General features: G+C 67.3%; 6 protein-coding genes. 4 read left to right on the top strand and 2 right to left on the bottom strand.

The window, feature by feature from the left end:
* Window positions 1-94: 94 nt before the first annotated feature.
* Window positions 95-10,939, bottom strand: a complete 10,845-nt coding sequence (locus AAHH99_RS15300) for an SDR family NAD(P)-dependent oxidoreductase (protein ID WP_418769346.1) — start codon at window positions 10,937-10,939, stop codon at window positions 95-97.
* A 178-nt stretch (window positions 10,940-11,117) separates the two neighbouring features.
* Here AAHH99_RS15300 and AAHH99_RS15295 point away from each other — a divergent pair, with 178 nt between their 5' ends.
* The 4 genes from AAHH99_RS15295 to pe are packed head-to-tail and all read left to right on the top strand — an operon-like array spanning window position 11,118 to window position 18,456.
* Window positions 11,118-12,539, top strand: a complete 1,422-nt coding sequence (locus AAHH99_RS15295; RefSeq protein ID WP_418769345.1) for a condensation domain-containing protein — start codon at window positions 11,118-11,120, stop codon at window positions 12,537-12,539.
* Between the two features lie 27 nt (window positions 12,540-12,566).
* On the top strand, window positions 12,567-15,581 hold the full coding sequence (locus AAHH99_RS15290) for an RND family transporter (protein ID WP_418769344.1): 3,015 nt from the start codon (window positions 12,567-12,569) through the stop codon (window positions 15,579-15,581).
* 26 nt (window positions 15,582-15,607) lie between these two features.
* A complete protein-coding gene (locus tag AAHH99_RS15285) occupies window positions 15,608-17,320 on the top strand; it encodes an AMP-binding protein (RefSeq protein ID WP_418769648.1) in 1,713 nt (570 codons plus the stop codon).
* Complete coding sequence (pe, locus tag AAHH99_RS15280; protein ID WP_418769343.1) at window positions 17,317-18,456, top strand: acyltransferase PE; 1,140 nt, start codon at window positions 17,317-17,319, stop codon at window positions 18,454-18,456. The genes AAHH99_RS15285 and pe overlap by 4 nt, the downstream gene beginning before the upstream one ends.
* 13 nt (window positions 18,457-18,469) lie before the next feature.
* Here pe and AAHH99_RS15275 read toward each other — a convergent pair whose 3' ends face one another.
* Window positions 18,470-19,138 (bottom strand): GAP family protein, encoded by a 669-nt coding sequence (locus tag AAHH99_RS15275; protein ID WP_418769342.1) that lies wholly within the window; start codon window positions 19,136-19,138, stop codon window positions 18,470-18,472.
* Window positions 19,139-19,148: the final 10 nt, after the last annotated feature.

The raw sequence follows: 19,148 nt of genomic DNA, 5'->3' as shown, positions 1-19,148 counted from the left end.
CTTACCCGCTCTTACCCTCGCGATTTCTGCGCCATGGTCGCAAAACGTCGCCTGCAGCAGCCTCGCTGCAGAAATCGGCGACAGATGCGTTCGGCTACAGAGGTTCGGACGGCTCCGTCGACTCGGGTTGCGACCCTGACGGTTCCGCAGTCTCGGCATCTGGCAGCTGACCGACCAGGTACTCGGCCAGCCCGCCGATGGTCGGATAGTCGAACACCGCGGTCGCGTTGATGGTGAACGCGCCACCGAACTGACTGTGCAACCGGTTGCGCAGCTCAATCGCCATCAGCGAGTCGGTCCCGAGGTCCAGGAAGCGGCTGGTCGCCGCGGGCGGCTGCGCCAACCTCAGGAAGCTCTGCACCTCGCGTTGCAGGAACTCGGTGACGAACGCCGCGCGTTGCGGCACCGGGATCTCCTGCAACTGGCGCAGTAGCTCGCTGTCGCCGGTGGTTTCGTCTTCGGGGCGAGGCAGCACGAGGTCCAGGATCGGCGGCCGGGCAGCACCCAACAGCTTCGCGGCCCGCTGCCAGTTGGCCTTGACGACGGTCGCCTGACCGGTGCCGTTCGCCACGACCTCGCTGAGCGCGGTGAGCGCGGCCGACGGCGGCAACGGTGCCAGGCCTTGGGCGTTGAGGTTGGCACGCACGGCTTCCGATGACGCCATACCGCCCTCGGCCCACGGCCCGAAGTTGACGGCGGTGGCGGGCAAACCCTCGGCACGGCGCCGCGCGACCAGGCCGTCGAGCAGCGCATTGGCCGTCGCGTAGTTGGCCTGTCCGGGCGATCCGAAGATGCTGGACACCGACGAGGCGACGATGAAGAAGTCCAGCTCGTCGGCTCGCGTTAACCGGTCAAGGTGATAGGCGCCGAAAGCCTTGGGCCGCAGCGTCGTCCGGAATCGGCCGACATCCTGCTGGCTGAGCAGGGCATCATCGAGAACCCCCGCCAGGTGCGCCACCCCGGCCAGCGGCGGCAACTCCGCGCGGATCCGGTCGAGCAGCCCGGCGACCTCGACCTCCTCTCCGACGTCGGCCGCGAAGGTGTGGATGCGGCACTTGTAGCGTTCGGCGATCCCGTCGATCGCGCGCTGCGTATCGGCGTCGGGTTCGCGACGGCTGGTCAGCACGATGTCGCCGGCCCCGAGCTGCGCCAGATACGCCGCTGTCTGCAGTCCGAGCGCCCCGAGGCCACCGGTGATCAAGTAGCTCCGATCGGGCTTCGGCTGCAACGGGTTCGGGATCTGCAACACGATCTTGCCGATGTGGCGGGCCTGCTGCATACGTCGGAACGCTGCCCTCGCCTCGGTGATCGGGTAGATCTCGGCGGGAAGCGGCGTCCACTCGCGGTTGGCCATCCCGTCCGAGACTTCAATCAATAATCGCTTGACGTGGTCAGGAGTCTGCAAGGCGGTGAGATCCAATGCGATGATCTCGTAGGCGATATCGGGTCGGGCCGCGGCCATCTGCTCGGGTGTCCAAATGTCGCGCTTGGCGATTTCGGCGAAGCGACCGTTCTGAGCGGTGGCCCGTACGGTGGCTTCCACGAAGCCCTCATTGGTCAGGCTGTTGAGCACGACGTCAACGCCTGCACCATCAGTGTCCGCCAGGATCTGATCAGCGAAATCCGTTGTGCGCGAGTCATAGATGTACCTCACGCCCATCTTGCGCAGGGTTTCACGCTTGTACTTGCTGGCGGTCGCGAAGACGATTGCGCCGTGCTGCTGCGCCATCTGGACCGCGTATAGTCCGACGCCACCGCTGGCGGCGTGGATGAGAACGCGATCGCCGGCCTTCAGCTGCGCCCAGTCGAACGCGAGCCGAACCGTCAGCGCCGCCGCGGGAATCGTCGCCGCCGAAACGGCGCTCAGCCCGTCGGGTATCGGCGCGACCAGCTGCGCCGGCACGTTGAATCGGCTCGCGAACGCGCCTTGCATGAAGCCGTAGACGTGTTGGCCCACCTCGAGGCCGCTGACGCCGTCGCCCACGTGCGTGACCACGCCGGCGAAGTCGCCACCGATCGGCCCCGGGTCACCGGGGTACAGGCCGAGAACGTTGAGCACGTCGCGGAAATTCAGTCCAGCGGCCTGTACACGGACCTGCACATAGCCCTCAGCCGGTGGGGACAGCTCGGTTTCGGACAGACGCAGATTGTCGATCGCACCGCGTTCGGTGGGCGCAAGGACGTACTCCGATGACCGCGGCACCGTGAGGTGGCCGCTTCGAGCCCAGGGCAACAGCCGGGACGCCAGTAACTTCCCTTGACGCAGAGCGAGTTCCGGTTCGCCTACCGGTGCCGCCAAGAGGCCGGTCACCGCGCGCACCGCTTCCGGCGTGCCGTCACAGTCGACGAGCGTGCAACGGAGCGTCGGCTCCTCGTTGATCGTCGTGCGCCCGAGCCCCCACAGTGCCGCCTGCGCCGGGTCGACGGGTTCGCCGGATTCAGTGGCCACCGCTCGTTCGGTGACGATCCACAGACCGTTCGGCAATTTCGCTTCACCACGCTGAACGGTGTGCACCGCGTCGAGCAGATCGGCGATGTCGGCTTCGATCCGCGCGGCCGCTTCGGAGTTCGACTCTCCCGGTCGCGCCGGGGTTGCGCGCCATACCGCACCGGCGAAGGGAACTCCGCGTCCGTGCGCGTCGGCCAGCTGTCGGCCCAGCGGTTGCGCATCGGTCCGCCGGTCGTAGGCGATGCAATCGGGCAGCGCAGCGGCCAGCTCGTCGAATTCCGCGACCAGCCAGGTCCCTTCGGGGGCTGCGGCGTCGGTGGTCGGCAGCGACACCTCGTGCCAGCCGAGGGTGTACAGCAGCCGGGTGGCATCGCCGCCCAGGCCCCGTAGCAGCGCCTCGCGAGGCGCGCGTTTGACGGTGAACTCCCGGATTCCGCCGAGCGGACGCCCGTCCCGGCTGATGAAGTCGAGATCGAAAGCGTGTGTCTCGCTGTCGATTTCGCCTGTGCGCCACCGGGCGCGGCAGTAGAACCGGCGCGGCATCTTCTCGTGCAGAGTCACCTGCCCATACCGCAGTGGCAGGAACAGGTCGTTGACGCCTTGTTCGACGGCCAGCTCCGATGGGAACGCGGGGAATGTGACGCCGGTGCATAGATCCATCAGCACCGGGTGCATCGGCTCGTCGCCGAGTTGATCGGTCAGCTCATCGCCGACGATCAGGTCGCCGATGGCCTCACCCTCGGCGAACCACAGCGATTTCAGGGAACCGGACCAGGTCGGCCCCCACGCCAGCTCCATGTCTGCGAAGCTCTCGAACAGATCCTGCGGGCGCATGCGGTTGCAACGCTCGATCGCCTCGTCGATCGGATCCTCCGAGGCCGGATGGTCACCAACACCGCTCACGACCGTTCCGTCGGCGTTCAACGACCATTCGGCGCCGCGTTCCCCGAACGGGCGGCTGTGCACCTGGAAGCGCCATTCGTCATCATCTCCTTCCGGCCGCAAGGTCAACTGGACCTCGCGAGAAGCCTTCTCGGGCAGGATGATCGGTTCGTAAAAGATGACGTCGCGCACCTGCGCCGGTGCACCGACCGCCGTGAGCGCCATGGCCGCATACGTCGCCCCGGGGACGACGACTGTCCCGTAGATGACATGGTCGGCCAACCATGGCTGTGACCTCACCGACAGCCTGCTGGTGAAGACGGAGTCGCCCGACGCGAGTTCCTTCGCGCTACCGAGAAGCCCGGAGGCCGGGGCGCTGCCCGCCCCTTCGATGGGGATCCCGGAGGTCCTTGGCCAGAACCGACGCCGCTGGAATGGATAGGTCGGCAGTTCCAGCCGGCGACGCGGCTTGGGGTGTAACGCCGCGAAGTCCGGTCGCAGGCCACCGACATACGCCGCGGCCAGTGCATCGGCGATCTGGCGCCGATCGCCGACGCCCTTGCGGAGCGAGACGATCGGGCGTGGCGCACTCACATGCTCTGGCCACACCTGCACCGCGGCGCCGGTGAGCACCGGTTGCGGACCTATTTCGATCAGCACCGAGCATCCCAGCGCCGCCACCGTGCGCACGCTCTCGGCGAACTGCACCGGTTGGCGCGAATGGCGCCGCCAGTACTGGGCGTCCAAACTGGCGTGGCCGGTCAGCACGGCACCGGTGCGATTGCACACCAGGGGGACGGTCGGCGCGGCGAACTCGAATTGAGCTGCGTACGACTCGAACTCGTCGAGTACGGGATCCAAGAGCTCGGAGTGGAAGGCATGGCTTGTTTCCAGAGCGGTGCAGCGGATCCCCTCGCCGGTGAATCGATCGACGATGTGTTCAATGTCTTCATCGGGACCCGACACCACCGTGTTGAGGCCGTTATATGCGGCGACCGACACCCGCGGGTACCCGCCGACGACGTCCTCGACCTGTTTGGCATCGGTGAAGACCGCCGCCATCCGCCCGCCCTCGGGGAGGCTGCCGAACAACCTTCCGCGCTCGGCGATGAGCCGGGCGCCGTCCTCGAGGCTGAACACCCCTGCCACACACGCGGCTGCGTACTGGCCGACGCTGTGTCCCAGCACGACGTCGGCTTCGATCCCCCACGACTGCCACAGGCGGGCCAAGCCCATCTCGACCGCGAAAAGCGCGGGCTGCGCGTACGAGGTGTGGCGCAGGGCGGTTCCGGCTTCTCGGTCCGCGGCGAACAGCACGTCGAGCAGCGGCTTCGGCAGTATCTCGTCGACCGCCTCCGCACAGCGCTTGACGGTGTCGGCGAAAACCGGCTCGCTCTCGAACAATTCGCGCGCCATGCCGGGGTACTGGCTGCCCTGCCCGGTGAACAGCCACGCGGTGCTCGGCACGTCGGCGCACCCACCGCGAACCACGCCGGGGCGGATGCGGTTATCCGCCAGGTCGGTCAAGAGCTCACCGGCGCTCTGCAGCGAGTCGACCACCAGGGCGCCTCGCTGCTCGAAATGTGACCGGCCGACACCAGCCGTGTAGCACACATCGGCGATGTCGACCTTGGGGTTCGTGTTCAGCCAGTCCCCGTATCGCTGCGCCAACGCCACCAGCGCCTCAGGCGACCGCGCCGACAACGGCAACACCTGAAGCGGCTCCCGGAGATCGGCCGGAGCACCGTCCGATGAGTACTCGTCCGCGGTGGCCGACTGCGGCGCCTCTTCGACGATCACATGCGCGTTGGTGCCTGTGAAACCGAAGGAGCTCACGCCCGCGCGGCGCGGCCTGCCGTTGGTCTGCCACGGTCTGGCCTCGTCGGCCACCCGAACCGGCAGGGCATCCCAGGGGATGTGCGGGTTGGGCTCCTGGAAGTGCAGGCTTTGTGGGATCGCCTCGTTCTGCAGGGACAGCACGACCTTGATCAGGCCGGCGGCCCCCGACGCCGACTCGGTGTGCCCGATGTTGGTCTTCACCGAGCCCATCAGGAGTGGGTGGTGGGGATCGCGCGAGGCGCCGTAGACAGCCGCGGCCGCCTGCACCTCGATCGGATCTCCTAGTGGCGTGCCGGTTCCGTGCGCCTCGAGGTAGTCGATGTCGGCACCTGTCAGGTTTGCGCGTGACAGCGCCATGCTGATAAGCCGTTGCTGCGCACCACCATTGGGCACGGTCAGACCGCTCGAGGCGCCGTCCTGGTTGACCGCGCTGCTGGGGATGACGGCGCAGATCCGGTCGCCGTCGCGCTCGGCGTCACTGAGCCTCTTGAGCACCAGGATGCCGCAGCCTTCGCTGCGCACGTAGCCGTCGGCGGAGGCGTCGAAGGTCTTGCACCGCCCTACCGGCGACAGCATCCGGGCGCGGGACGCGGCGATCACCGTGACCGGGCTCAGCAGGACGTTCACTCCGCCGGCCAAGGCCATATCGCAGTCGCCCGAGCGCAATGCCTGGACGGCCTGATGGACGGCCACCAACGCCGAACTGCACGCGGTGTCGACGGCCACGGCCGGTCCCTCCAGACCGAGCACGAAGGCGACCCGACCAGAGATCGCGTTCAGCGCATTGCCGGTGATGAAGTAGGGCTCGATCTTATCGACGGACTCCGACGAGAGCAGGTGTGCGTATTCGTTGGCGGCGACCCCGGCGAAGATGCCGGTTCGACTGCCTCGGAGGTTCGCGGGGGCGTAGCCCGCCCTCTCGAGGCCCTCCCACACGGTTTCGAGCATCAGACGTTGCTGCGGTTCGATCCACACGGCCTCACGCGGCGAGATGCCGAAGAACTCGGGGTCGAATCCGTCTATGTCGTCGAGGAATCCACCGAACCGTGTGTACGTCTTCCCCGCGGCTTCGGGGTCGGGGTCGTAGATCTCGTCGATGTCGAACCGGTCTTCGGGGACCTCCCGGATCGCGTCGACGCCGCCGGACAGCAGTTGCCAGAACGCCTCCGGGTTCGGTGCGCCGGGGAAACGGCAGGATACGGCGACGATCGCGATCGGCTCATCGGTGCGCCGTGGCGCAGTGGCTTTCGCAGGCCGAGATTCCAGATGGGCCTGCTTGCTCAGTTCGAGTACCTCCCCGAGCAGATAATCAGCGGCGTCGGACAACCGGGGATGGTCCATCACCAGCGTGACGGGGATCTCTCTGCCGAGGCCCTGTTCCAGGCGTCGGCGGAGCTCGACGGCCATCAGCGAGTCCATGCCCAGGTCGAAGAACCCCGCGTCCTCGCGGATTTCCGCGGCGTCGACGCGGGTCACCTCCCCAACCGCGTCGCGCAGGTAATTGATAATCAACCGTTTACGTTGCTGCACAGGGGCTTTAGTGAGCTGCTCGACGAGCTCGGTCGGACCCGACTGTGACGACGGCGCGGCAGCGGTCGACGCGGCGGGCACCTCGCGCTCCAATTCGGCCAGGAACCCGCGGCGACCCGCTTGCTGGTAGAGCGGCAGGAACCGGGCCCAGTCGATCCGGGCCACGACCCCCTGTGTCGAGGATGCCGACACGACATCGGCCAGGCCGCTGAGCGCCTCGGCGGGGGAAAGCGTCTGCACCCCACGCTGTTCCAGACGGGCACGCGATTCCGCGTCGGCCATACCGGCCGACCACGGCCCGAAGTTGACGCTGACAGCGGGGACGCCTTGTTCGCGCAGCCGCCAGGCGAGCCCGTCGAGGAACGCGTTGGCGGCGCCGTAGGCCGTCTGACCGAATCCACCCCACACCGATGCGATGGAGGAGGTGGTGACGAAGAAGTCGAGACCCAGGTCGGCGGCGGCGTCGCTCAGATGCCATGCGCCCCAGACCTTGCCGGAGAAAACGCGGTCGACTTCGGCATCGTCGAGGCCGCCGAGCGGAGTGGTGCTTATTACACCGGCGGCGTGGACGATCCCCGCCAGCGGCGGGAGCTCGGCGTCCACGGTGGTCAACAGGCGGGCCACGTCGTGCGCGTCGGCGACGTCAGCGGCGATGACACGCACGTCGGCGCCGTGTTGTGCGGCCAGCCCGTCGATGCGCTGCCCGATCGCGTCGCTTGGTGTGCGTCGGCTGGTCAACACCAGGTGTTTGGCGCCGTGCGCGGCGAGATGGGCAGCGATCTCCAGCCCGATTGCGCCCAGCCCGCCGGTCACCAGATAGGTTGCGTCAGAGCGCACGTGCAGTGATGCGGGCTGTTCCACCCGTCGAGTCAATCGAGGTACATAGGCGTCCGGCCCGCGCAGCGCGAGCTGATCGTCCCTGACGCCGGAACCTTCGGACGCGGTGATCCGGGCGAGCAGGTGAGACCATTCCTCGGCGGTGCACTCCGCCAGGTCAGCCAGGCCGCCCCACACCTGCGGCAGCTCCAGCGACGCGGCTCGTCCGAAACCCCACAGGCAGCTTTGGTCGGGGACCACGCTGTCCGTGTCGGTGATCCGCTGTGCGCCGCGGGTGACGATCCAGACCGGCGCCCGCCGTTCGGCGGCGGCCGCGGCGCGAAGGATCCGCCGCGTTCCGCCCAGCACCCGGTGCTGCATGCGCAACAACGACCGCATGGACGGTGCCCTCGGGGAATCCAGCGCTGCGGTGTGCAGTATCCGGAGCGTCGGTGCGTCGGCACCCGCAGCGCGCAACGCATCGGTCAGCGCGGCCTCGTCGGCATCGGTGGCCGGAAGGCCGACGATCCGGAACTCCTCGCCCCGGGCCGTCAGCGCTTCGGTCAGCGGCCAGGCGGCCTCCGGGTCATCGCCGACGACGATCCATTCGCACTCGGGACGAGCCGTCGTTGGCGCCGCAGCGGCCCTGTCCCAACGGATCTCGTAGCGATCGGCCACCGGTTCAGCGGCGTGTTCTTGCGCCGGCCCGTCGCTACGGGGGCGCTGCCCGGCGGGCTGCCGATCGTCGCGGAACCAGTACTCGCGGTGTTCGAACGGATAGGTGGGTAGATCGACCTTCCGCACACCCGGTCGGCGCCGGGCATCGAACGCCGGTAGATGACCCAGCACATAGGCGTCGGCGAGAGCTTCGGAGATCTGCCGGTGGTCGGCAATGCCGGGCCGCAGGGACGCGACCACTTTGGGCGCGGTGGCGGGTTCCGGCCAGGCCGCCAGCGCGGCAGCGGTAAGCACGGGTCGCGGCCCGATCTCGAGCAGCATCTTGCAGTTGATCTCGGCGAGCGTGCGCACGCTCTTGGCGAACTCCACCGGTTGACGTGCGTGCCGGCGCCAATAGGTTCCGTCGAGCTTGACACTCCTGCCGAGCGCAGCTCCGGTGCGGTTGTCGATCAGGATCCGTTGTGGCGCATCGAACGTGAACTGCTGCGCGTACGACTCGAACTCGTCGAGGACCGGATCCAGCAACGCCGAGTGGAATGCGTGGCTGGTCTCGAGCCACTCACACCGGACACCGTCGGCCGACAGGCGCGCGACTGCCGCCTCCAGATCCGCTCCGGGCCCGGAAAGCACTGTGTTGGCGCCGTTGTAGGCCGCGACCGACAGGCTCGGGAAGTCGTCGGTCAGGTTCTCGACCCCCTCGGCCCCGGCGAACACCGCGGCCATCCGCCCGCCCGCGGGCAGGCTGCCGAACAGCCGCCCCCGCTCGGCGATCAGTCGCGCGCCGTCCTCGAGGCTGAACACACCCGCGACGCAAGCCGCCGCGTACTGACCGACGCTGTGACCCAGCACGACGTCGGGCTCGAAACCCCACGACTGCCAGAGCCGGGCGAGTCCCATCTCCACCGCGAACAGGGCGGGCTGCGCGTACGACGTCTGCCGCAGCGTCTCGTCGGCCTGCGGGCTGTCGACATCGAAAACGACGTCGATCAAGGGTTTTTCGAGAGCATCCGCCACGGCAGAAGCGCACTGCCGCACCGTCTCGGCGAACACCGGCTCGGTGTCGAAGAGCTCGCGCGCCATGCCGGGGTACTGGCTGCCCTGGCCGGTGAACAGCCAGGCCGTCTTCGGCGGTTCGTAGCATTCCCCGCGAACCAGGCCCGGCGCCGGACGGTCCTCGGCGAGCGCACCGAGAAGTTCGGTGGCCGAGTGGGCCGAGTTGATCACCAGCGCGGCGCGGTGCTCAAGGTGGGCACGGCCCGTACCCGCCGTGAAGCACACGTCGCTCAGCGCGGCATCGGGGTGTTCGGTCATCCAGGCGCGGTAACGTTCGGCGATCTGCCGCAGCGCGGCGGGTGTGCGCCCCGACAGCGGGAGGACGCTGAACCGCGGCGCCGTCTCCGCCGGTTCCGACGCAGCGGTGGGCACCTCGGGCGCTTCTTCGAGGATGACGTGAGCGTTGGTGCCCGCGAAACCGAACGAACTCACACCGGCGATCCGCGGGCGGTCGCCGCGCTTCCACGCGACCGTCTCGGTGACCACCTCGACCGGTAGCCGGTCCCACGGGATGTGCGGCGAGGGGTTCTCGAAGTTGAGGTGCTTGGGCAGCCATTCGTGTTCGAGCGCCAGCACGACCTTGAGGACGCCCGCGACGCCCGCGGCCGCTTCCAGGTGACCGATATTGGTCTTCGCCGAGCCGATCAGCAGCGGACGGCCGGCGTCGCGTCCGGCGCCGAACGCCGCACCTGCCGCCTGCGCCTCGATCGGGTCGCCCAGCGAGGTGCCCGTGCCGTGCGCCTCCAGGTATCTGACGTCGCCGGGTCGCACGCCTGCGCGCTGAAGTGCGTCGGTGATGACCCGCTGCTGCGCAACGCCGTTCGGCACCGTCAACCCGCCCGATGCACCGTCCTGATTGACTGCGCTACCGCGGATCACGGCCCGGATCCGGTCGCCGTCGCGGACCGCGTCTTCGAGGCGTTTGATCGCGATGACGCCGCAGCCCTCACCGCGCACGTAGCCGTCGGCAGCCGCGTCGAAGGTCTTGCATCGGCCGTCGGGGGCGAGCATTCGGGCGTTGGAGAACGTGATCATCGTCGCGGGCGTCAACAGCACGTTCACCCCGCCCGCCAACGCGAGGTCGCATTCGCCCAGGCGCAGCGCCTGGCACGCCTGGTGAATGGCCACCAGGGACGAGCTGCACGCGGTGTCGACGGCCACGGCCGGGCCCTGCAAGCCCAACCGGTAGCTGATGCGGCCCGCCGCTGCGGCGTTGGACGTCCCGATCGCCATGTAGGCCTCGATCTCGGAGTACGTCAGCTCGTCGGAGGCCATGCCGAGGTAGTCGTGGGTCGACAGTCCCATGAACACGCCGGTGTTTGTCTCGGCCAGCGCCGTCGGCGCGATACCTGAGTGCTCGACCGCCCGCCACGCCGTCTCCAACAGAAGCCGGTGCTGCGGGTCCATCATCCTGGCCTCGCGCGTGGACATCCCGAAGAACGGCGCGTCGAAGCCCGTCACATCGTCGATGAAGCCCGCTCGGCGGGTTACCACCTTGCCGGGCGCCCCGGGCTCGGGGTCGAAGAAGTCGTCGGCGTTCCAGCGGTCAGCCGGCACCTCGGAGATCGCGTCGCGGCCTTCGCGCAGCAGGTCCCAGAACTCGTCGGCGTCGCGTGCTCCGGGGAATCGTGCCGCGTATCCGACGATGGCGAAGCGGGGCGTCGGGTCGGTTCGCGGCTCAGCGGGTCCCATACCGTCCTTCCGTGCGTTGACGGTGACATTCACACTCAGGACTGCTGCAGTTGCAGCGTCCCGAGAGCGGCGTCGACGAACACTATTGCACGTGCGACGATGGCGTGCGGTTCCCGCTTTCGGGATCTCACACGAGCGATGCTGGCCCGGGTCGGCCTAGCTGGGAGGACGAGTCGATTTGCGCATCGGCAAGATCACGGTTGGGGCGCTTGATGAATGGTCCCTCAAACCGGGTTCCGTCACGTCCTGGCATCCGACGCCCGCGGCCGCCGAAGCGGCGCGACGGGCGCCGGTCAGTTCGGTACCGGTCAGCTATATGCAGCGACAGCACCTCCGGAACTATTGCGAGCGGACCGCGGCGGGATTGAACTTCTCCCGGCAGATCATTGCGAGCTGCGAGGTCGCCGGCGAATGCGATATCGCGGCCATGGATCAGGCCGTCAACTCCTATCTGCGTCGGCACGACACATTTCGCAGCTGGTTCGAATACACCGATGACGGCGAATTCATCCGCCGCGCGCTCGAGGATCCGTCCGCCATCGAATTCGTGCCGATCGACCACGGCAGGATGACGGCCGACGATATCCGCGATCATGTCGTCGGCATACCGAGCCCGTTGGAATGGGGCTGTTTCACCTTCGGAATCATCCAGCACGAGGACCGATTCACGTTCTTCGCGGCGATGGACCACATTCACGGCGACGCCACATTGATCGGCACGACGATGTTGGAAGCCAACGGAATGTACTCGGCGCTGAGCGGGGGCGGTGAGCCGCTCGAGCTGCCCGGGCCGGGAAGCTTCGACGAATTCTGTATCCGCGAGCGCGAGCGCACATCGGAATTGACCCTCGATTCGCCCGAAGTCGCGGCATGGGTCGAATTCGCCGAAAGCAACGATGGCGGCTTTCCCGAATTCCCTCTGCCCCTCGGCAACCCGCGCGAGGCGACCAGCAGCGACATGACATCGGAAGTGCTGATGAACCCCGCGCGGACCGAGCGCTTCGAGGCCACGTGCGCGGCGGCCGGCGCGCGCTTCGTAGGCGGGCTGTTCGCCTGCCTCGCCCAGGTCGAGCACGAACTGACCGGTGCGCTCACTTACTACGGCCTCACCCCGCGAGATTCCCGTGTGGCAACCGATAATTTCATGACCCAGGGCTGGTTCACGGGGCTCGTCCCGATCACCGTGCCGATCGGAGCGGCCTCGTTCGCCGAGGCCGCCTGGTCGGCGCAGGCCTCGTTCGACTCGAATTTGAATATGGCCAAGGTGCCGTATTACCGAGTTCTGGAATTAGCGCCGGCGTTAAATTGGCCGCAGCCGAATTTCCCGGTGTCCAATTTCTTCCATGCCGGCGCCGCACCGTTGAATGCGGTCCTGGCGGCCGCGGATATGGGGCTTGCGGACAATATCGGGATCTACCCCGACGGCCGTTTCTCCTATCAGCTGACCGTTTACATATTCCGCTACGGCGAAGGCACCGCCATGGCGATCATGCATCCCGACAATGCGGTCGCCAGCAAATCCGTTGCGCGCTACATGAATACGATGAGGTCGGTGTGCGGACGCGTCGCCGACACGGGGCAGTGGGGGCGCGTCGCATAGGGTGGGCCCGGTCGAATTGAGGACGATATGCGTCGGCTAGCCGATCTGGTGGTGCGGTGGCCGTGGGTGGTCATCGGCGTATGGGTCGCGATGGTCGTCGCGCTGCCCCTGTCGGTGCCCTCCCTGGGCGAGATGGCCCAGAAGCACCCGCTGTCGATACTGCCCGCCGACGCGCCGTCGAGTGTCACTGCCGCCAGGATGGCCGAGGCGTTCGGTGAGTCCGGCAGCGACGACCTGCTGCTGGTGGCGCTGGTCAACGAGAACGGGCTCACGCCCGCTGACGAGGCCACCTACCGCAAGCTCGTCGACGCGTTGCGCGACAACGTCACCGACGTCGAGTCGGTGCAGGACTTCATAGCCACACCCCAGCTGCGACCATTCCTGACCAGTCAAGACAAGACGACCTGGGTGTTGCCGGTCAGCCTCGAGGGGGAGCTGGGCACACCGCGGGCGTTCGAGTCCTTCAATCGCGTATCGGATCTGATCGAGCAGAACGTCGCAGGCGGTTCCACCACGGCGTACCTGACCGGGCCGGCGGCCACCGTCGCCGATCTCACCGTCGCCGGCGAGAACGATCGCCTGCCCATCGAGATCGCGATCGCGGTCATGGTCCTTTCAGTGCTGCTGCTGGTTTACCGCAATTTGGTCACGATGTTGCTGCCGCTGGTGACGATCGGATCGTCGCTGTTGATCGCGCAAGCCGTCGTCGCGGGGTTCTCCGAACTGACGGGCGCAGGCGTCTCCAACCAGTCCATCGTGTTCCTCAGCGCGATCATGGCCGGTGCCGGAACGGACTACGCCGTGTTCTTGATCAGCCGCTACCACGACTACGTGCGGTCGGGCGACGGCTGCGACCATGCGGTCAAGGCGGCAATGATCTCCATCGGCAAGGTCATCACCGCATCCGCCGCCACGGTCGGCGTGACGTTTTTGCTGTTGAGCTTCGCGCAGATGGGGGTCTTCCGGACCGTCGGTGTGTCGTCGGCGATCGGGATCGGCATCGCCTACCTGGCGGGTGTGACTCTGCTCCCGGCGATCCTGGTGCTGGCCGGGCCACGCGGCTGGGTGAAACCGCGGCGCGAACTGACCGCGCGGTTCTGGCGGCGTTCCGGTATCCGCATCGTGCGCAGGCCCGTGCCGCATCTAATCGCCAGCCTGCTCGCGCTGGCACTGCTGGCCGGCATCGCCGTGTTCGCCGACTACAACTACGACGACCGCAAGGTGCTGCCGGCGTCGGCGCCGAGTTCGGTCGGGTACGCCGCGCTGGAAAGCCACTTCCCGATCAATCAATCCATCCCCGAGTACATCCTGATCCAGTCGCCGCACGACCTGCGGACGCCGCGGGCCCTCGCCGATCTCGAACAGATGGCGTCGCGCGTCGCGCAAATGGAGGACGTCGGCCTGGTCAGCGGTATCACCCGCCCAGTCGGCGAGGTGCCGATGGAGTTCCGGGCGACCTTCCAGGCGGGCATCGTGGGGGACCGACTGGCGGACGGGTCCGTGCAGATAAGCCAACACACCGGGGATCTGAACAAGCTCAGTGACGGGGCCGACACGCTCGCCGACAGCCTCGCCGACGTGCGCGGGCAGATCGAAGCGATCGCGCCCAGCATCCTGGACCTCGTCGACACGTTGTCCTCGGTGCGCACCGAGTACGGCGGCGACAAGTTGGTGCGTGACGTCGAGACCGCGGCCAAGCTCGTCGCGAGTGTCAACGCGCTGGGCAACTCGATGGGCGTGAACTTCCGCGCGGTCAAGGACCTGTTCGCATGGATCGGCCCGGTACTGACCGCGCTGCAGGGCAATGCGGTGTGCGACGCCAACCCGTCCTGCGTCGACACCCGCATGCAGTTCCAGCGGTTGGTCGCCGCGCGTGACGACGGGAGCCTCGACGAAATCAACAGTCTTGCGCAGGAACTCGAAGGTGTCGAGGACCGCCAAACCCTCAACGAGGCGGTGACCAAACTCAACACCGCGATGGCCAGCGTCGCGAGGGCGGTCAACACGATGGGGCTGGACCAACCCGGCGGAGTGCAGCGCGGTCTGATCGACCTGCAGCGCGGTGCGAACCGCCTCGCCACGGGAAGCCGGGAAGTGGCGGGCGGGGTGGACGAACTCGTCAAACAGGTCAAGGTGATCGCCGCCGGGCTGAACGAGGCGTCGACCTTCCTGCTGACGATGCGCAGCAACGCCTCGGATCCCTCACAGGCCGGCTTCAACATCCCGCCGGAAGTGCTGAACTTGCCGGACTTCAAAAAGGCAGCCGCAGCCTATATTTCGCCAGACGGCCGTTCAGTGCGGTACCTGGTCCAGACCAAGCTCAACCCGTTCAGCGCCGAGGCCATGGACCAGGTGAACCAGATCCACGACATCGCCCGCGGCGCGCAACCGAACACCGCGCTGGCCGACGCGACGATCTCGATGGGCGGCTTCCCGGCAGCGCTGCGCGACACCCGTGACTACTACCAGCAGGACATCCGGTTCATCATCGCCGCGACCCTGATCGTCGTGCTGCTGACGTTGATGGTGCTGCTGCGTGCGATCATCGCGCCGCTGTACCTGGTGGGGTCCGTGGTGGTGTCGTACTTCGCGGCGCTCGGTATCGGGGTGCTCACGTTCCAGCTACTCCTCGGACAGGAACTACATTGGAGCGTGCCACCTTTGGCGTTCGTGGTGCTGATCGCGGTGGGCGCCGACTACAACATGCTGTTCGTGTCCCGATTGCGCGACGAGTCGCCGCACAGCGTCCGCTACGGCGTGATCCGAACATTGGGGTCGACGGGCGGCGTCATTACCGCGGCCGGACTGATTTTCGCCGCGTCGATGGCCGGCCTGCTGTTTTCCAGCATCGGGATCGTCATCCAGGGCGGTTTCGTGATCGGCGTCGGAATCCTGTTGGACACGTTCGTGGTTCGCACCATCACCGTGCCCGCCGTCGCCGCGCTTGTCGGGCGTGCGAACTGGTGGCCCTCACGAGCCGCGGGCGGGCGGCGGCGCGCCCTGGCAATGTCATCAAGCCGAGCGGAAGCGGATACCTCGTGAGCCCGTCAGATTCCTCGATCCTGTCGATGCTGCACGGCCGTGCCGGCATGCGCCCCGACGACGTCGCTTTCACCTTCACCGAATACTCGCGTGACCCGGCAGGGTCCCGGGAAACCCTCACCTGGGCGCAACTGGCGCGGCGTACCGTCAACGTAGCGCGCGATCTTCGGCGACACGGCAGCACCGGCGACAGGGCTGTGATCCTCGCCCCGCAAGGGCTGGAGTACATCCTGGCGTTCCTCGGGTCGATGCAGGCGGGGCTCATCGCGGCCCCGCTGCCGTTGCCCCATCCCGGCTCGGGACATGACCGGGTCAGTTCGGTGCTCGCCGACACTCAACCCACTGTTGTCCTCACGACCTCGGCCGCCGCCGGCGACGTCGGGGACTTCATCGATCGGTCACGTCTGGACATGGTGCCCAAGCTCGTCGAGATCGATGCAATCGACCTGGACGCCGAGGGGCAGACCATACTCGAACCGATTGATCTTCCCGACATCGCTTATCTGCAATACAGTTCGGGCTCAACCAGGTTACCGACGGGAGTGAAGATCTCCCACCGCAACCTCACCGTGAACTTCGAGCAGCTGATGCGGGAGTTCTTCGCGCAGTCACCGCTGCCGCCCGACGCCACGCTGGTTTCGTGGCTGCCCTTCTACCACGACATGGGGCTGGTGCTGGGGGTTTGCGCGCCCATCCTGTGCGGGCGACGCGCTGAGTTGACGAGCCCCGTCGCGTTCCTGGAGAAACCAGCCCGCTGGGTGCGCGCGCTGGCCGAGAACCCGCACGCCTGGTCGTCGGCGCCGAACTTCGCGTTCGACCTCGCCGCCCGCAAGACCACCGACGAGGATCTGGAGGGACTCGATCTCGGCGGGGTGGTCGGCATTATCAGCGGTGCTGAACGGGTGGAGCCCGCGACGATGCACCGCTTCGTCGATCGGTTCGCGCACTTCAACTTTCGCGATCACATGATGCGTCCTGCCTACGGATTGGCCGAAGCGACGGTCTTCGTCGCCACGGGAACTTGGGACGAGTCCTCACCCGCGGGCTATTTCGACGCCGAGGAGCTGGGTGCTGGCCGGGTGCGGCCCTGCGCATCGGACAAGGGCGCGGCACTCGTCAGATACCGAGTGCCGCAATCACCCTCGCTACGCATCGTCGACGGCGGTACCTGCCGCGAGTGCCCGCCGGACGAGGTCGGCGAGATCTGGATACACGGCGAGAACGTCTCAGACGGATCCTGGGGTAGAGGTCCCGACGCGCAGAGCTGTTTCGGGGCAACGCTTGTCGACCCGTCGCCGGGTACGCCGGACGGGCCGTGGTTGCAAACCGGTGATCTTGGTTTTGTCCACGGTGGCGAGTTCTTCATCGTCGGCCGCATCAAGGACCTGCTGATCATCCGGGGCCGCAACCACTATCCCGAGGATGTCGAGGCGACGGTGCAGGAGGTCACCCGCGGCCGTGTCGCGGCGGTCGCGATTCCGGTCAACGGAACCGAGCGTCTAGTCACGGTCATCGAACTAAAGAAGCCGGCCGAGCTCAACGAGGAGACGACCCGCCGACTCGCCGAGATCAAACGCGATGTCACGGCGGGTATTTCGAACGCTCATGGCGTGAGTGTCGAGGACATCGTGCTGGTACCCGCAGGTTCGATTCCGACGACCACGAGCGGCAAGATCCGCCGGGCCGCCTGCGTGGAGCTATATCAACAGAATCGATTCGCGCGATTGGACGTGAGATGAAGCGGATTCGCGCCTTCTGCGCTGCGCTGACAACCCTCGGCGCGGCAGGGTATCTGGGACTCGGTATCGCGGTGGCCGACGAGCCGCCACCGCCGCCAAAGCCCGCCCCGCCGAGCGACGGGCCATCGCCTCTGGGCACGCCCGGCCGCGGATATGCGCTGGGCGGCGCCCACGTGCTGGGCATCCCGTACGACGAATACATCATGCGCACGGGTGCCGACTGGTTCCCGGGGCTGGACAGGCAGATCGTCGACTACCCGGCCGGCCAGGTGCAGGGGCACACCCTGGAGCGGTTGTTCCCGGGCATCGGCGAGTTCGGGGACCGGTATGTGCCGGGTCTGGGCCTCGACGGTCCCAGCGTCGGCGAATCCGTCGATGTCGGCACCCCCAACGTCATTAACGCGATCCGCGAGGGCGGCCAGGGCACCGTGATCGGGCTGTCCGAGGGCGCGATGGTGCTCAACGACGTGCAGGCCAAGCTCGCCTACGACCCCGCCGCCCCGCCGCCGAACGAGCTGAGCTTCGCGATGTACGGGGACCCGGTGGCTCGGCATGCCTTCGGCGAAAGCTTTCTGACCCAGATGTTCCCCGTCGGCAGCGTCGTGCCGTCGCTCGACTACCGCATCCCGCCGCCAGTCGAAAGTCAGTACGACACTTATCAGTTCATCTCCGCGTACGACAGCATCGCCGACTGGCCCGATCGCCCGGACAACTGGATCTCCGTGGCCAACGCGATCGTCGGATTGGCGACCGGTCATACCGCTGTCGCGTTCACCGATCCCAGCATGGTGCCGCCGCAGAACATCCGGACGACCGTCAACTCCCGCGGCGCGAAGACCACGTCATTCATGATCCCGGAGGAGCATCTGCCGCTGGTGCTTCCGTTCAAGTACCTCGGTGTTGACCAGGAGACGCTGATCAAGCTCGACGCGGTGCTCAAGCCCTACGTCGACGCGGGTTACTCGCGTCATGACAACCCGCTCACCGCGCCGATCACCGTCGACCCGGTCAACGGCTATGACCCCGCCGAGGTCACCGCACCCGCGACCCAGGCCGCGTTCGGTGGCGGCGCCGACCCGGTCTCGCAGCTGCTGGCCGGGATGCAATACGTGTTGAACAACCCGCCCCAGGGCTGACGGCGCTGGTGTCTCAGAGGCCGGCGAACCCGACCGCAAGCAGCGCGCAGCCGATCACGGCGAGCAGTGCGCCGATCCCGCGACGGCCCTGTGAGCGCAACCAGTCGTACAGCGTCGACAATGCGGCGCGGGTGCGGTCCGGAGCCACCAGATAGCACAGCAGCGGGATCTCGACGAGCGCGAACGCCACCAGGTTGAACAGCATCAGGGCGCCCAACTGGATCGCGGTCGCTGCGCCGGAGGCGACGATCAGCGCCAGCGCGGCGAGGTAGTCGACGGACGGCAGCGCGATGCCGAGACCGGCGACTCCGGCCGTCCACAGCGACCGGCCCTCGAGCACTCGGCGGGCCCGGCCGGCGAGCGGTCCGGCCCTGGCCTCGGCAAGAGCCGCCACGTCGCGGCCGCGTGCCCACACACCCGTGACCACCAGCGCCGCGTTCACAAGCAGGACCGCGCCGACCACGATCTGCACCATGGGCAAGGTGAAGCGAGCCGACCCCAGCGCGGGGCGCAGCACGAACAACACGACGACGCCCACAGCCGTGCCCATCGCGAAACCACCGGCGAGGAAGGCCAGTAACTGGCGGGTCGGGTGCGGGCGGTTGAGCATCAGGACCGTCATGCCGACCCGAAACGGCTCCAGGCTGACCGCAACGGCCATCATCAGAAGCGGAATCCACATATGTTTCGTC

Source organism: Mycobacterium neumannii (assembly GCF_048452905.1).
Classification (GTDB): domain Bacteria; phylum Actinomycetota; class Actinomycetes; order Mycobacteriales; family Mycobacteriaceae; genus Mycobacterium; species Mycobacterium neumannii_B.
Note: the sequence above shows the minus strand (reverse complement) of the source record. Positions and strands in the feature narration are given on the sequence as shown.

What these genes read in the sequence shown, in the direction of transcription:
- AAHH99_RS15300 (WP_418769346.1), bottom strand. Translation starts at nt 10,939, where the DNA reads ATGGGACCCGCTGAGCCGCGAACCGACCCGACGCCCCGCTTCGCCATC.
- AAHH99_RS15290 (WP_418769344.1), top strand. Translation starts at nt 12,567, where the DNA reads ATGCGTCGGCTAGCCGATCTGGTGGTGCGGTGGCCGTGGGTGGTCATC.
- AAHH99_RS15285 (WP_418769648.1), top strand. Translation starts at nt 15,608, where the DNA reads ATGCTGCACGGCCGTGCCGGCATGCGCCCCGACGACGTCGCTTTCACC.
- pe (WP_418769343.1), top strand. Translation starts at nt 17,317, where the DNA reads ATGAAGCGGATTCGCGCCTTCTGCGCTGCGCTGACAACCCTCGGCGCG.
- AAHH99_RS15275 (WP_418769342.1), bottom strand. Translation starts at nt 19,138, where the DNA reads ATGTGGATTCCGCTTCTGATGATGGCCGTTGCGGTCAGCCTGGAGCCG.